Genomic DNA, 16,034 nt, shown 5'->3' with positions numbered 1-16,034 from the left:
ATGCAGACAATATATACAAAAATTACCGACATCAAAGGAAACTTAATAACCGTAGAAGCTGAGGGAGCACGTTTAGGTGAATTAGCGGAAATCGAAAGATTAGATGGAAGATCTTCATACGCTTCTGTTTTACGCTTTGATTCTAAGAAAGTGACTTTACAAGTTTTTGGTGGTACTTCCGGATTGTCGACAGGAGATAGGGTAATCTTTTTAGGTCGTTCTATGGAGATTACTTATGGGGAATCTCTAATAGGTAGACGTTTAAACGGTGTAGGTAAGCCGATTGACGGCGAGGGGGAGTGTTTTGGTGATCCGATTGAAATTTCAACACCTACATTTAATCCTGTCTGTCGTGTTGTGCCTAGGGATATGGTGAAAACCAATATTCCTATGATTGATGTCTTCAATTGTTTAGTTAAGTCGCAAAAGATTCCTATTTTTTCTTCTTCTGGAGAGAATCACAATGCTTTATTAATGCGTATCGCTGCACAAACAGATGCTGATATTGTAATTATTGGTGGCATGGGATTAACGTTCGTTGACTATAGCTTTTTTGTTGATGAGTCTAAGAGATTAGGATTTGCAGATAAATGTGTGATGTTTATTCATAAAGCTGTAGACGCGCCTGTAGAGTGTGTTTTAATTCCTGATATGGCTTTAGCATGTGCTGAGAAGTTTGCTGTAGATTGTAATAAAAATGTATTGGTCTTACTTACAGACATGACGGCGTTTGCAGATGCTTTAAAAGAAATCGCCATTACTATGGATCAAATTCCTGCAAACCGCGGATATCCAGGATCTTTATATTCAGATCTTGCATTGCGTTATGAAAAAGCTGTGGATATAGCAAACGGGGGATCCATTACTTTAATTAGTGTCACTACAATGCCCGGGGATGATATTACCCATCCTGTTCCTGATAACACTGGATTCATTACAGAAGGACAGTTTTATCTGAAGAATAATCGTATTGACCCGTTTGGATCCTTATCTCGTTTGAAGCAATTGGTTATTGGTAAGGTAACTAGAGAAGATCATGGAGATCTTGCAAATTCCTTAATACGGCTGTATGCCGATTCTAGGAAAGCTGCTGAAAGAATGTCTATGGGCTTTAAGTTATCAAATTGGGATAAAAAGTTACTGGCATTTGCTGAGCTTTTCGAAACACGATTAATGAGTTTAGAAGTAAATATTCCTTTAGAAGAAGCTTTAGATATTGGTTGGAAAATTCTTGCCCAAAGTTTCCATTCCGAAGAAGTAGGAATAAAGGAACAATTGATCAATAAGTATTGGCCGAAATCATGTCTTCACAGATAAAGCTAACAAAAAATGCCTATCGTTTAGAGAAAGTAAAGCTCTCACGTTTGGAAACATATTTACCGACATTAAAATTAAAAAAAGCGCTGTTGCAAGTAGAAGTTGCTAATGCTATCCGAGAAGCTAGTGAGAGTATACAAGCATATGAAGAAGCCAGAGAGAGTATTTATGCTTTCGCAGAGCTTTATAGTGTTCCTCTTTATGTTGATGCGATTACAAATAGCTTTAATATAGAGAAAGTCGAGAAGGACTATGAAAATATTACGGGAGTAGAAGTCCCTGTAGTAAGAAATATTGTCCTATCAGAATCTTCCTATTCTGTTTTAGATACTCCCATTTGGATCGATACGCTTGTAGCCTATTCTAGAGAATTCGTGATTAATAAAGTGCGTTCTGAAGTGGCTGCAGAAAAGCAAAGGATTTTAGAAGAAGAATTAAGAAATGTATCCATTCGTGTAAATCTCTTTGAGAAGAAATTGATTCCAGAGACCACACGAATGATTAAGAAAATTGCAATTTTCTTAAGTGATCGCAGTATTACAGATGTTGGCCAAGTAAAGATGGCTAAGAAAAAGATAGAGCAGCGTAAGAAGGAATCCGAATGCGCGTAAATGTTGATAAGTATCTCTTTATTGGAAGAAATCGATCAGAATTTTTTACTGCTTGTAGAGAACTTGGAATAGTTGAGTTCATCTCTGATAAAAGATTTATTACTGCTGAAAAATTGCGGCGTTTTTCTGAATGTTTGAAAATTCTAAATTGTTTGAAAAGAGAATATCCTTCAGCTGACTTATCCTTGTCAAAATCTGAGAATCTAACTGTCGAGCAGATACTAGATGAGGTGTTTTCTCTCCATCAAGAGATTCTTTCTTTAACAGAAGCTACGAAAGCTTTAAGGAAAGAGATTCTTAGAGTTAAACCTTTAGGGGTATTTTCTTCTGATGATATTATCGAATTTACAAGGAAAACTGGTTTAACAATCAGATTTTTCTATCGAAAACATGTAGATGGTCAAGATATAGAAGTAGAGCAACCAAATGTCTTCTACTTATCTACGGCATATAATTTCGATTACTATGCTGTGATTGGTGTAGTTGGCTTGTCAAAAGATCAGTTCACAGAGATCGATTCTCCGTACTCTGTTAACGAATTGCAATCTAAAGAATCTGTTCTTTTAAGAGATATTCATCTTAAGAAATCGAGAATTTGTGAACTTTATGCTTATCGTCAAGATGTTCTTGAAGGGCTTTGTGATTATGATAATGAACAACGATTAAGACATGCTGAAGATAGTGTAGAAGAACTCTTTGATGGTAAGATTTTTTCTATTTCGGGATGGGTAATCTCTGATCGCATTCAAGAACTAGAGAAACTATGTGACCAGTTTGATATTTGCTTACATAAAGTAGCTCCAGATCCTGATGAGATTGTCCCTACATATTTGGAAAATAGTGGTCTCGGACGTATCGGAGAAGATCTGGTCAACATTTATGATACACCAGCATCTTCAGATAAAGACCCTTCATTATGGGTGTTTATCTCATTTTTCTTCTTCTTTTCTATGATCGTTAATGATGGTGGTTATGGACTTGTTTTCTTAGCAACTTCGCTTTTCATAACGTTTAAAGCGCGTCGTGCTCTGAAAGGTTCTAAACCCTTAGCACGTTTTTTGAAGATGTTTTCCATTTTGGGATTGGGATGTATTTGCTGGGGATTTGCCACAACGTCATTTTTTGGGATTTCTATAAGTCCTTCGAATCCTTTGAGAGAATATTCTCTTACTCATATGTTGGCTTTGAAAAAGGCAGAATATTATCTAGACAAGCATCCTAAAGGATATAAAGAGTTAGTCAATGAACATCCTTTATTGAAAGATAAACAAAGTCCAGAAGAGTTTCTTCTTGCCACGGAAAAATCTAGTGGAGAGACGGTAGCGCGTGCTGTTGTTTATGATAAGTTTACGGATAACATCCTAATGGAGTTGGCGTTATTTATTGGAGTGATTCATATGGCTCTGGGAATGTTACGTTATATACGTCAGCGTTATTCAGGCTTAGGGTGGATTATTTTTATGTGTGGGGCCTATCTGTATCTACCTCTGTATTTGCAATCAGTGTCTTTGATTCATTACCTGTTCCATGTTCCTTATGATTTTGGAGGAATAATTGGTTATTACGGAGTATTTGTAGGTATAGGCCTTGCAGTTGCTGGTGCTATTTTACAACGTGGTGTTAGCGGTATTGATGAGATTACAGCAATTATTCAGGTATTCTCAGATGTTCTGTCTTATTTGCGTATCTACGCATTAGGATTAGCAGGAGCTATGGTAGGAACAACAATCGTGCAGATTAGCAGCCGTTTTCCTCCTGCTATAGCTTTCGTTATTATTTTGTTTGGTCATTCGGTGAATATACTTCTTTCTATTATGGGCGGAGTGATTCATGGACTTAGATTAAACTTCATTGAGTGGTATCACTACAGTTTTGATGGAGGAGGGAAACTCCTACGTCCTTTAAGAAAAGTAGTATGTCATAAGGTTGCGGATTCCTAGGGATAGATTTAGGTAATAATTCTACGGTTTGATAGAATCCGAGATCTTTAGAAAAATTAAATTACAAACAAGATAACTAAAGAACTGATTTTTTAAGGTTTTCTTGAGATATTATTATGAAATATAGAGGTACATAATGATTGATTTATCGGTTGTTGGTCCTGTTTTCGCCATGGGCTTAGCAATGATAGGCAGCGCCATTGGTTGTGGTATGGCAGGAGTGGCTTCGCATGCTGTGATGTCCCGAATTGACGAGGGACATGGAAAGATTATAGGCTTATCAGCCATGCCATCATCACAATCTATCTACGGATTGATTTTCATGCTTTTACTCAGAGATGGGATTAAAGATGGTAAGGTTGGTGCTATAGGGGCTATTGCTATGGGGCTTTCTGTTGGTATAGCATTATTAATATCTGCTGTAATGCAGGGGAAGTGTTGTGTAAGCGCTATTCAAGCATACGCGCGTTCTTCAGCTATTTATGGTAAATCTTTTGCATCTATTGGGATAGTTGAATCGTTTGCACTCTTTGCTTTTGTTTTTGCGTTATTATTATTCTAAAATCTTATTGATCATAGTCCTATTTCCTCTGGTATCAGTACTATGTTTATCAGCGTGTTCGCAACCTTCGTTATCCTCATTTACAGAATTTGTAGATAGTGACTATACGGCTGCGGCACATCTGGGTATAGAACAAGCCTGTGTTCATGAGATATTTGGTCAGCAGGTTGTTGTTACCTGGAGTCTGCCTTATCGGATGCAGAGTATACTCCCTGCAACTCTACATCTTTGGGTGTACTATGGTGATGGGAAGATAGAAAAATTGACATATGAAGTGCGTCAACTTTCTGGTTATCGTATTTATTGTCTGAAAGGTGATGATTACGAAGAGCGCCAGGGTATTGTTTCTTATAAAGTTTCTTTATCTAGTGGAGACAGAGAAATAGTCAGTAGACGCCATCATCTTTGGATGGAAGTTATTTCTGTGGACGCTTCTTAGATCTAGGTTTTTACCATTGCGACATCTAAAAATATTATAAAGATTTGGATATAGAATTATGGAAGAGGATGAATTTCCCAAGGCTTATGATCCTAAAGGATTAGAGGAAAAACTTTATGCTTTTTGGGAAGAGTCAGGCATGTTCACTGCTCAATCAGCAAGTGATAAGCCTCCCTATGCTATTATTATGCCCCCACCGAACGTTACTGGCATTTTGCATATGGGACACGCGCTTGTGAACACTCTTCAAGATGTTCTTATTCGTTATAAGCGCATGTCTGGATTCGAGGTGTGTTGGGTTCCTGGTACAGATCATGCGGGTATTGCTACACAAACCGTAGTAGAAAGACATTTATATTCTTCCTTGGGTAAACGCCGTATAGACTTTTCTCGAGAAGAATTCCTAAAACATGTTTGGGAGTGGAAAGAAAAGAGCGAGGGAGTAATTCTTTCTCAACTGCGTCAGTTAGGATGTTCTTGCGACTGGTCTCGATTACGTTTCACTATGGAACCATTAGCGAATCGTGCTGTAAAGAAGGCTTTTAAGGTACTTTTTGATAAGGGTCATATTTATAGAGGATACTATCTTGTTAACTGGGACCCTGTTTTACAAACAGCCCTTGCTGATGATGAAGTAGAGTATGAAGAGAAGGATGGTTGGCTTTACTATATCCGTTATAAAGTAGCCGATAGTGGTGAAGAAATCATTGTAGCAACTACACGTCCAGAAACATTACTAGGGGATACAGCTATTGCTATTTCTCCTGATGATCAACGTTACAGGCATTTATTAGGAGCTAGGGTATACGTGCCTTTTGTAGATCGCGAGATCCCTATAATTGGAGATATATCTGTAGATCCATTATTTGGTACCGGAGCTGTAAAAATTACTCCTGCTCATGATCGAGATGATTACCGTATGGGAATCAATCATAATTTACCTATGGTAAATATTTTAACTCCTACTGGAGAGATCAATGAGAATGGGGGAATATTTGTAGGATTAAGTAAAGAGAAAGCTCGTGAAGATATCATCACAGCATTAGACGCTATGGGGCTGTTTGTCAAAAAAGAGCCTTATAAACTGAGGGTTGGCGTGTCTTATCGCTCGGGAGCGGTTATCGAACCATATTTATCGAAACAATGGTTTGTTTCCGTAGATAGTTTTCGAGATTCTTTACGTGAATTTGTTGCCAGTGATTCTATAAAAATTTTCCCTCCAGAATTTACACGGAATTATCTCTCTTGGGTGAATAACCTCCGTGATTGGTGTATTAGTCGGCAGTTGTGGTGGGGACATCGTATTCCTGTATGGTATCATAAGAGCGATCAAGATCGTGTACTCTGTTACGATGGTGAAGGGATTCCCGAAGAGGTTGCTCAAGATCCTGATTCTTGGTATCAAGATCCTGATGTATTAGATACTTGGTTTTCTTCCGGGCTCTGGCCATTAACATGTTTAGGTTGGCCTGATGTAGAATCTGGAGATTTAGAGAAGTTTTATCCTACAGCGGTTCTCATTACAGGACATGATATTCTATTTTTCTGGGTGACACGTATGGTACTGCTTTGCAGTGCTATGGTTGAAGAGAAACCTTTTGACGATGTTTTCTTGCACGGGTTAATTTTTGGTAAGTCTTACAAGCGTTATAACGATCTTGGGGAATGGACATACATTTCTGGGGAAGAAAAACATGCTTATGATATGGGGAAATCTCTTCCTAAAGATGTCGTAGCAAAATGGGAAAAGCTTTCCAAATCCAAAGGTAATGTTATTGATCCTTTAGAGATGATAGCTAAGTACGGTGCTGATGCTGTCCGTATGACATTATGCTCATGTGCGAATCGTGGTGAGCAGATAGATCTTGACTATCGTCTATTTGAGGAATACAAAAATTTTGCGAATAAGATTTGGAATGGAGCAAGGTTTATCTTCGGTCATATTTCTAATTTAACCGCTAAAGATCTCGCTAATGGTATCGATAAGACTCTTTTAGGATTAGAAGATTACTATATTCTTGATGGATTCAATCAGTTGTTACAGCAATTAGATTCTGCATATCAAAGCTATGCTTTCGATAAGGTAACAACTCTGGCATATGAATTTTTTAGGAATGATTTTTGTTCTACATACATAGAAATTATCAAGCCCATACTTTATGGAAAGCAGGGTAGAGAGGAAGACCGACTTACAAAGCAAAAGCTATTAGCAGTTTTTCTTGTGAACATTTTAGGTGTTTTACATCCTATAACTCCTTTTGTTACAGAAACGCTATTTCTGAAACTAAAGGAAGGGCTAGGTGAGGTTAACGAGGAATGCGCTGACGTTATCACAGCACATGCTTTAGATATGTTGCGAGAAGAATCTTATGTAGTGGCTCCTTATCCACAAGTCATAGATATTGCTATTCCTAAGGATCTTCATGAATCTTTCGCTCTTGCAGAAAGGTTAGTTTATACTATTAGGAATATTCGTGGGGAGATGCAGATAGATCCTAGAACTTCTTTAGAAGTGTTTGTTATTTGCCCTGAGGGAATTTCTATCAAGGCTTACGTGCCTATGATGTGCGCTCTTGGTGGGATAGCTTCTCTTGAGTATCTATTAGAAGAACCTAAGGCTCGTGTCTATAGTTTAGGAGTTGTTGAAGGTATTCGTCTTGGGGTGTTTGTTCCTGTAGAACAAATTATCAAAGAAAAAAATCGACTAGAAAAAGAGAAAACACGTTTGGAAAATTCTATCGAAAGTATCTCACGTTTATTAGATAGTGAAAATTTCCGAGGAAAGGCTAATCCGGATCTTGTGCGTTCTAAAGAAGAAACTTTAAAAAATAATCGTATGGAATTACAAAGTATTCTTGATAAGCTAGCGTCGTTTTCTTAGAACTAGAGGACAAAGCACTTTTGCAACGTTACGATATTATCAGAATGATCGGTAAAGGGGGTATGGGAGAGGTTTATTTAGCCTATGATCCTGTTTGCTCTCGTAAGGTTGCTCTTAAGAGGATCCGAGAGGATCTCTCTGATAATGAGTTATTAAAAAAACGTTTTCTTAGAGAAGCCAAGATTGCTGCTGATCTTGTTCATCCGGGGGTTGTTCCTGTTTTTGCGATTTGTAGTGATAGTGATCCCGTTTACTACACAATGCCTTACATAGAGGGATACACACTTAAGAGTTTACTAAAGAGTGTGTGGCAATGTGATTCCCTTCCTAAAGATCTGGCTGAGCAAACATCGGTAGGGACTTTCCTCTCCATTTTTCATAAGATTTGTTCTACTGTAGAATATGTACATTCTCGAGGAATTCTTCATCGAGATCTTAAGCCTGATAATATTTTGCTTGGACTTTTTAGTGAGGTGGTTATTTTAGATTGGGGAGCTGCATTATCTAAAGAAATGGTAGAAGACTTCCTTTTAGACATTGATATCCCTATTGAGGGATCATTGTTTTCCAATATGACTATTCCTGGTAAGATCGTAGGTACTCCTGATTATATGGCTCCTGAACGCTTGCGAGGTACTCCAGCTTCAGAAAGTACAGACATTTATTCTCTAGGAGTAATTCTCTATCAAATGCTGACATTGTCTTTTCCCTATCGGAAGAAAAAGGGAGAGAAAATCAGTCTTCGTCACCAAATTAGTTTTCCTGAAGAAATTGCTCCTCATCGAGAGATTCCTCCTTTTCTTTCTCAAGTAGTCATGAGAGCTTTAGCATCAGATCCTAAATTGCGTTATCGTTCTGTAAGTGCTTTGAAAGAGGATATAGAACAACATTTACAAGGTAGTCCCGAATGGACTCCGAAGATTATTTTACATACTCAAGATACAGAATGCTGGAAGTTTCATGAATCTATTTTATTATCTAAATATTTCCCAATGCTAAAGGTGTCGCCAGCGTTATGGTATAGCCTAGCAATTTCCAAGATAGAAAGTTTTTCTGAAGTCCGTCTGGAATATACATTATTGCGGAAGGGATTAGAAGAAGGCTTTGGAATCTTACTTCCTCCTTCTGAAGATGTGGATCATGGGGATTTTTATCATGGTTACGGTTTTTGGCTACACATTAAGGAAAATGTATTGTCTGTATCCTTGGTAAAAAATGGCTTAGAGATACAAAAAACTTCCCGAAATATAGATGAAAATAAGGACAAGTTTTTTATAGCTTTTGAAAAGCAAAATCACCGTTTATCATTAATCATCGATAATATCGTGTGGATGATTCATATGGATTATCTTCCTGCGCGGGGAGGACGTATTGGGGTGATCATTCAGGATGTTGCTGATGTTTGTGGAAATATTGTTGTTTTAGAAAGTAGTGGATCTTTACAAGTCAGTTGTTTAGCAGTTCCCGACGCCTTTCTTAATGAAAAATTATATGATCGTGCAATTACATTTTATCGTAGGATTGTTGAATCTTTTCCAGGACGTAAGGAAGGGTACGAAGCGCAATTTCGTATAGGAATTGCTCTATTAGAAAAAGCCTCTGAAAGTAATGATAGTGAGGAATTCACTCAAGCTCTTGAAGAGTTTTCCACTTTACACAATAGCATTGCAGCTCCTTTAGAGTACCTCGGTAAAGCTTTGGTATATCAAAGATTAGGAGAGTATAACGAAGAAGTTAAAAGCTTATTATTAGCTTTAAAGCGCTATTGTCAACGTCCAGAAATTTCTCGTGTTCGTGATCATGTTATCTATCGTTTGCATGAAGCATTATATAGCCATCATCGCATCTCTTTAGTCTTTATGCTTCTTGCTCTTCATGTTGCTCCCGAATCTATAAATTCTTCTGAGGAAGAGCATTTCCTTCAAAATTTACATGGGAAAATTCAAAATACTCTATTTTGTAATTTAGACATTTCTCCTATAGATTTCCGTTCTTCCAAAATGGAATTGCTATTGAGTTATTGGTCAGGATTTACCTCATTTCTTCCAGGGTTATTTCAAAGATCTTGGGATTTAAAAGATTATCGTGCCCTTGCAGATATTTTTTATACAGCTGTGGATTTAGGGAATAAAGAGTTTGTTGAAGTATACTCAGAAATTTTACGTGAGAATATTCAGGCAACGACTTTCAATGAAGAAATCGTAGAAATTCTCCCTGATCAGCTTCTATATTTCCTTTCAGGATTAAAGATTATCTCTCTTCAGGAATCTACAGAAAAGGTCTTTGACCATATTGAAAATTTAGACTCTGTTTTGATTTTGTATTTGTTTGATTTGTTTGCTAAAGACGCTTTGATCCATGGTAGAGGTGAAGAGATTCTCAAGGCTATTACATTAGTAGAAAAGTATATTTCCCCTAAGCAGCGTTATGAATATCTTTTGTCTTATGAAGTACTTGCTTATTTGTGGATGAAAGATGGGAGTAAAGTTTATGATCTCTTATCTAATTATGACGAATCTTTGTGGATAGACGGTAATAGCCACGCCTTTGTTCTTTACGGTTATTGGTTAGCACTTGCTGAGGATAGTTCGTTAGCTTATTTACATCTTTCAGGATGTCGAGAAGATTCTGTATTTCCACAGACATTAATTGGAGTGTTTTGTAGTCCGTTAGGTATTTGTGAAGAGCAGCTGAGTTATCAAGAACGTCGGCAATTGCTTTTACAGAAATTTATCTTTTTCCATTGTTTAGGAAATAGTGAAGAACGTGACAATTGTCGTATTGCTTATGATCTTCTCTCTATAGAGCGTCCTTTATAATTCACGCATATATGTTTTTAATATCGACTTTTTAGAAGTCGCCATATCTTTAGGCTGTCCTGAAAAGAGCACCTTTCCTCCATGTTTCCCAGATCCCGGTCCAAGTTCTATAATATAATCGGCATGTTTTAACAACTGTATGTCGTGGTCAACATAGATAATAGAATGTCCTTGGGATATTAACGTGCGAAATAGTTTTTGCAGTTGGCATTTCTTATTGATATCCAAGGAAGTGGCTATTTCATCTAGGAGAAATAGCGTGGGTTCTTTAGGAGGTAGATGGAGGAAACGGGCAATTTTTACAGAGATTTTTTCACTTAGCGATAGGGAAGAAAGATTTTGACCTAATGGAAGATAGCCAAGCCCTGAATCTATAAGAGCTTGTAGCGGTGCTTGGATTTTTTTAAGAAAAGGAAAGATAGTAAGGATCTGTTCAATAGGAGTTTGTAACAGCTTCCCAAAGTGTTTGCCTTCATAAACAACTTCTTGAGATAGAGGTTGAATGCGGTATCCTGAACATGTAGGACATGTGCGTTTTTCTAAAGCATAAAAAGCTCTATCTATTAGGTGATATCCTAAGCCTAGACAATCTGAACACTGTCCCTGTTTTGTATTTGTACTAAGCATGCTTGCTGTAATATTCAAGGCCTTTGCTTGTGTAAGCGAAGCGTAAAAGTTTCTTAGGTATGGAGCAATATCAAAATACGTACTGATGTCTGATCTTTGTGAAGAAGATAGGGGATGAGAATCTAAGAACACTACATTGAAGAAATGCTCATTTCTAGTGTCTATAAGTTTTTGTGCCTGTTTGTAGAAACCTTCGGTTAATAGAGAAGTTTTCCCCGATCCCGATGCCCCAGCAATAGCTACAAGACTATGAAGAGGAGCTTGTACATGAAGATTAGAAATATTGTGAATCGAAAGATGCACGTCTAAAGTTGCTTTAGGGAGCACATCTTTATGATCGGCATCTTCTATAGATGAGGGTGGTTGGGCTGTTAGATAGCCTCCTTGAGGTCCTGATCCCGGACCTAAATCTATGGTATGATCAGCGTAAAGTTTTAATAGATTATTACGGTCTGTAGCAATAACAGTGTTATTGTTAGCAACGAGTTCTTTAAGCAATTTGATTAATGTTGGGATATCTTGAGGATGTAGTCCTGATAGAGGATCTTCAAGAAGATAAACGATATCTGTAAGATTTGTAGAGATTTTCTTTGCTAGATGTAAGCGGTAATGCTCGCCATCACTTAAGGTGTCTTGTTGTTGTCCTAAAGTAATGTAGCTCAATCCGACCTTGTCAATGAATCCTAAGCGGTTTTGTAGGTCTTGAATGATAGGTTGTGCTTGATCATCATGGATAGTCATTAAAAGATCTTTGAGGAAACTAGTATCTTCTTGGTAGATATCTATGAGAGAAGTTTTTCCTATGCGTACATGTTGCGCATAGGTATGGATTCCCCATCCTGAGCATGCTGAGCATATGTCGGATATAATTAGAGGATGTAAAAGAGGACATGAGGGAATAAGATTAAATTGTTCTATGAGAATTCTTTCTAGTCCTACATGCTTTTGAGTTCCTTGAAATAATTTTTCCTGAGTAGGGATATCAAGATCTTGAATTTGTGTGGATGAGGAAATTTTCAGTTCTCTAATAAGATCAATTACACGTTTTGGAGAACTATCGGGGAAAAATAACCTAAAGAGATCTATAGGAGAGTAGTTGAGAATTTTATCTTTATGTTTCATTAAAGAGAGTTTTAAGATTTTTCCTGATCCACAACATTGCTGACATTGTCCTTCGACATGTTCTCGGGATAAGAGTTTGCGTGTGATATTTGGATAACTGTTGCCTAAGGAATCTTGCCAACCTAGAGTATAAGATAGAGAGCATTTTATTTTTCCATGATCATGAATATGTAATCGTATTGTTGGCGATAATGAAAAAGCTAAAGTTAATGAGGACAACAAAGAGGATTCATGATTTCTGGAAATTTTCGTATGTTGGATAACGATCGCTGGATTTTCTAAAATTTCTGGAAGACGTTCTTCAAGATCATAAATCTCATTATTGGCAAAGAGTTTTAAATACCCCTCTTTTTTCTTCATTTCCAAAGCAATGGATAAATCTTCTTCAGGAGATATAGGTGCCGTTATTGTTGCGTAAGAATTTTCATACTTTTGGAAAAGTTTATCTACAATTGTTTGTAGAGTAATTTTTTCAAGGAGCTTACCTGTTAATGGACAATGAGGTTTTCCTAGCAGAGCAAAGAGTTTCTCAAGACCATTAGTAATATCTAAAGATGAAGCTAACGAATGTTTTGAGTTTTTTCGTATTCCCATTTTTTTTATCGCAACGACTGGAGATAATCCTCGAACGCTTTCTACTTGTGGTAGAGGAGTTTTCTTAATAAGAGTTTGGCGAACGTAATAAGGGAATAACTCGGCATAAGCAATATTTCCTGCAGCATAAAGAATATCAAAGACTAAAGAATGTTTCCCTGATGCTGAAGGCCCTGAGATTGCTGTCAGAGCATTGCGAGCGAGAGTCATATCAATGTGTTTGAGATTGTGATGATAGGCATCTTGAATAGAAATATCTGTGAGTAGATGCTTATTTTGAGATTTTTTAATTAGTTTAGGCAGAGCTTTAATCTTTTTAAAATAGGGGCGCAGAGCTTTTGCTGTAGGTGTGTCTAGGGAAATCAGTTCTTCAGGAGAGCATGAGGCTAAGAGATATCCACCGAGATTTCCTCCTTCGGGACCAAGTTCAATAACATAATCAGCGATCTTCACAATATGCATATTGTGTTCTATAATTACTACAGTATGTCCTTGTTGGGAAAGAGATTGGAGAACATGGATAAGAGCATGAATGTCATGAGTATGCAATCCTGTTGTCGGCTCATCAAGAATATAAAGAGTAGGTTTTTTAGAAGGAGCAAGTAGCTCATAGGTAAGTTTTAATCTTTGGATTTCTCCTCCTGATAGGCTTGATAAAGCTCTTCCTAAAGGAAGATGATCAAGACCTAAGGAGCATAATGCATGAATTTTTTCATGAATATGTGGAGTAGATATGAAAAATTTTTCAGCTTCATATGCTGTCATTTCTAAAATGTCAGCGATATTCTTTCCTTGATAATGCACTTCTAGGATTTGAGATTGAAATCGTTTTCCATGACAGAGTGGGCAGGGAATTTGGGTATGGTCATCAAGGATTATAGATCCTATACCCTGACATTCTATACAGGCTCCTAAAGAAAGATTAAAACTAAAATGGCCTTTTGTTAACCCCAAGTTTTTACTTTTAGGTTGTTGGGAAAATAATTCTCGAAGTTCATCAAAAGCTTTAATATATGTTAGTGGAATAGAACGTTGCGAACGACCTGGAAGATCACGAGTAATATGTACAACACGTTCTATGACCCCTCCTTCTACATATAAATGGGGGTCTATATTTCCTTGAATAAAGCGTTCCATAGAAGGAACGAGTGTATCATTAATTAAAGAAGATTTTCCTGATCCTGAAACTCCTGTTACTGCCGTTATTCTTTCTAGAGGTAGAGAGATAGTGACATTTTTTAAATTGTTTGTCGTGGCATGAGCAAGCGTAAGCGTGGCTTTTGATTTAGGTCGTCTTATAGGAATGTCTATAGTAAGTTCATGACGCAGATAGTTTGCTGTTAATGAATTTCCAGTTTTTAAAAAATCTTTAGGTGATCCATTAAATAATACTTCGCCTCCGAAAATCCCCGCTCGTGGACCAATATCGATAATACGATCAGCAAAAGAGATCATTTGTTCATCATGCTCAACAAGAAGAATGGTATTTCCTTGATCGCGTAATTTTTGAATTACTTGAATCAGTTTATGTGTATCGCGAGGATGCAGTCCTATGGATGGTTCATCGAGAATATAGGTAATTCCTGATAGCTCAGCTCCTAAATGCTTAGCCAAAGCCGTGCGTTCTTGCTCTCCTCCTGATAATGTTGCTAGTGTTCTTTCTGGAGTAATATAGGAGAGTCCTAAGTTGATCAATGTAGAAAGGCGGTTCTTTAGACCATCTAATACTTCACGAACGGAATTTGATGTAGTCGTGATAGAAGATATAAAAGCAAAAAACTCATCAAGAGGCATTTTCTGAAAATCTACGAAAGTCTTTCCTTGCCATATGGCTGCACAGGCATATTCTCCAATTCCGGTGCCTTGACATGTAGGACAAGGTGTTGCTGTTGTCCCTTCAGGAACAAATTTTGAGGGTTTTGCTCCATAACGGACTTTCTCTCCAATGTCATTAAGAATACCTCTCCAAAGTTTGTGTGATAGGGATTTTTTCCCTAATGTGGGATCAAAAAGACGTACAGGAAGAATAAGATGCTTTTTACCATAAAGAAAAGCATGTTGGATAGAATTGGGAAGATCTCCCCATGGAGTATCTAAACTAAAATCTAAAGTATCCGCGAGAGATTGATAAAGAGTATGATAGAAATAAGTAGAACAATTTCCTGCTAACTTACAACAATTTTCTCGGATGGATAAGTCATTTTGAATGAGAGAAGGATCTGTGATGGTGATATAGATTCCTGATCCCTGGCACTTCATGCAACGATCTTCGAGATTGTGGGGAGAAAATAACTGTGGTGTTAATGGTGTATATGTCTGTTGGGTTTCAGGAATGTGTACCTGTGTCGAAAAGGTTTCTTCATATGTTTCGGTGTTTATAGAACAGTGCCCTTCCCCTAGATTAAGAGCCGAAAATAAACTAACTTTCATGCGTGCATTGTTACTTTCATTTTTAATGAAAGAGTCAATAACAATAGCTATAGGAGTATCTTCAGCAAGAGGAGAAGAGAGAAAGGGATAAATAGAAGAAATAACGTTATTTATACGGATTTTTGTATATCCTTGTCTTACACATTCTTGAATAGAATTTATGCTTTTATCTATTAGAGGAGTGAGAATTGTTACCTGTGTTCCATCAGGGATATTGGCAAGTGTAGCGAGAATTTTTTCCTTACTTTGTAAATGAAGGACTTCTTTTGTACGAGGATCTCTGGCCTCTCCATCCAGAGAGAATAATAAAGCAAGATGTTGTGAAAGTTCTGTGGTGCTTCCAACAGTGGCGTGCGCATGATAGGCAAAATGATTTTGCTTAATAGCAATAGTTGGAGATAATCCTTGGATTTTTTCCACAGTAGGATCAGGTAGAGAAGATAGGGTTGTAGCAAAAAATGATGATAAAGTGGCTATATACCGTTTTCTTCCTGCTGCATAAATGGTGTCAAAGGCTAGTGAAGATTTCCCAGATCCTGATACGCCAGTAAGTAAGACAATCTCCCCAGGAAAAAATTCTATGGAGATGTTTTTTAGATTTCTAACTGTAATACCAGAAATACGGACAGGCAGGCTGGACATAGATCTCACAATAATTTAGGAAATAAGGAGAGATGTTCTACATGAATAAT

Annotated in this window: 8 protein-coding genes; 7 read left to right on the top strand and 1 reads right to left on the bottom strand. The window is 37.3% G+C overall.

The features are described from left to right. From H9Q19_RS00615 to pknD, 7 genes are all read left to right on the top strand, one after another. Window positions 1–1,317 carry a V-type ATP synthase subunit B gene (locus H9Q19_RS00615; RefSeq protein WP_213241226.1) on the top strand — a complete coding sequence of 439 codons (1,317 nt, stop codon included), beginning with the start codon at window positions 1–3 and terminating at the stop codon, window positions 1,315–1,317. After that, a complete protein-coding gene (locus H9Q19_RS00610) occupies window positions 1,302–1,928 on the top strand; it encodes a V-type ATP synthase subunit D (RefSeq protein ID WP_213241224.1) in 627 nt (208 codons plus the stop codon). Before H9Q19_RS00615 ends, H9Q19_RS00610 begins: the two co-directional genes overlap by 16 nt. Continuing rightward, window positions 1,919–3,868 carry a V-type ATP synthase subunit I gene (locus H9Q19_RS00605; RefSeq protein ID WP_213241222.1) on the top strand — a complete coding sequence of 650 codons (1,950 nt, stop codon included), beginning with the start codon at window positions 1,919–1,921 and terminating at the stop codon, window positions 3,866–3,868. Before H9Q19_RS00610 ends, H9Q19_RS00605 begins: the two co-directional genes overlap by 10 nt. A 136-nt stretch (window positions 3,869–4,004) precedes the next feature. After that, the gene (locus tag H9Q19_RS00600; RefSeq protein WP_213241220.1) at window positions 4,005–4,430 is read left to right on the top strand and encodes an ATP synthase subunit C; all 426 of its coding nucleotides are present in this window, start codon (window positions 4,005–4,007) and stop codon (window positions 4,428–4,430) included. Then, the gene (locus H9Q19_RS00595; RefSeq protein WP_213241218.1) at window positions 4,390–4,869 is read left to right on the top strand and encodes a hypothetical protein; all 480 of its coding nucleotides are present in this window, start codon (window positions 4,390–4,392) and stop codon (window positions 4,867–4,869) included. The genes H9Q19_RS00600 and H9Q19_RS00595 overlap by 41 nt, the downstream gene beginning before the upstream one ends. Window positions 4,870–4,927: 58 nt before the next feature. Then, a complete protein-coding gene (locus H9Q19_RS00590; protein ID WP_213241215.1) occupies window positions 4,928–7,750 on the top strand; it encodes a valine--tRNA ligase in 2,823 nt (940 codons plus the stop codon). Window positions 7,751–7,770: 20 nt separating this feature from the next. Then, window positions 7,771–10,569 carry a serine/threonine-protein kinase PknD gene (gene pknD, locus H9Q19_RS00585; RefSeq protein ID WP_213241213.1) on the top strand — a complete coding sequence of 933 codons (2,799 nt, stop codon included), beginning with the start codon at window positions 7,771–7,773 and terminating at the stop codon, window positions 10,567–10,569. Here the strand turns inward: pknD and uvrA are convergent. Beyond that, a complete protein-coding gene (gene uvrA / locus H9Q19_RS00580; protein ID WP_213241211.1) occupies window positions 10,564–15,984 on the bottom strand; it encodes an excinuclease ABC subunit UvrA in 5,421 nt (1,806 codons plus the stop codon). The two genes, pknD and uvrA, sit on opposite strands and share 6 nt — an antisense overlap. Window positions 15,985–16,034 lie beyond the last annotated feature (50 nt).

It is taken from the genome of Chlamydia crocodili, from assembly GCF_018343815.1.
In the GTDB taxonomy this organism is placed as follows: domain Bacteria; phylum Chlamydiota; class Chlamydiia; order Chlamydiales; family Chlamydiaceae; genus Chlamydia; species Chlamydia crocodili.
Note: the sequence above shows the minus strand (reverse complement) of the source record. Positions and strands in the feature narration are given on the sequence as shown.

What these genes read in the sequence shown, in the direction of transcription:
- H9Q19_RS00615 (WP_213241226.1), top strand. Translation starts at nt 1, where the DNA reads ATGCAGACAATATATACAAAAATTACCGACATCAAAGGAAACTTAATA.
- H9Q19_RS00610 (WP_213241224.1), top strand. Translation starts at nt 1,302, where the DNA reads ATGTCTTCACAGATAAAGCTAACAAAAAATGCCTATCGTTTAGAGAAA.
- H9Q19_RS00605 (WP_213241222.1), top strand. Translation starts at nt 1,919, where the DNA reads ATGCGCGTAAATGTTGATAAGTATCTCTTTATTGGAAGAAATCGATCA.
- H9Q19_RS00600 (WP_213241220.1), top strand. Translation starts at nt 4,005, where the DNA reads ATGATTGATTTATCGGTTGTTGGTCCTGTTTTCGCCATGGGCTTAGCA.
- H9Q19_RS00590 (WP_213241215.1), top strand. Translation starts at nt 4,928, where the DNA reads ATGGAAGAGGATGAATTTCCCAAGGCTTATGATCCTAAAGGATTAGAG.
- uvrA (WP_213241211.1), bottom strand. Translation starts at nt 15,984, where the DNA reads ATGTCCAGCCTGCCTGTCCGTATTTCTGGTATTACAGTTAGAAATCTA.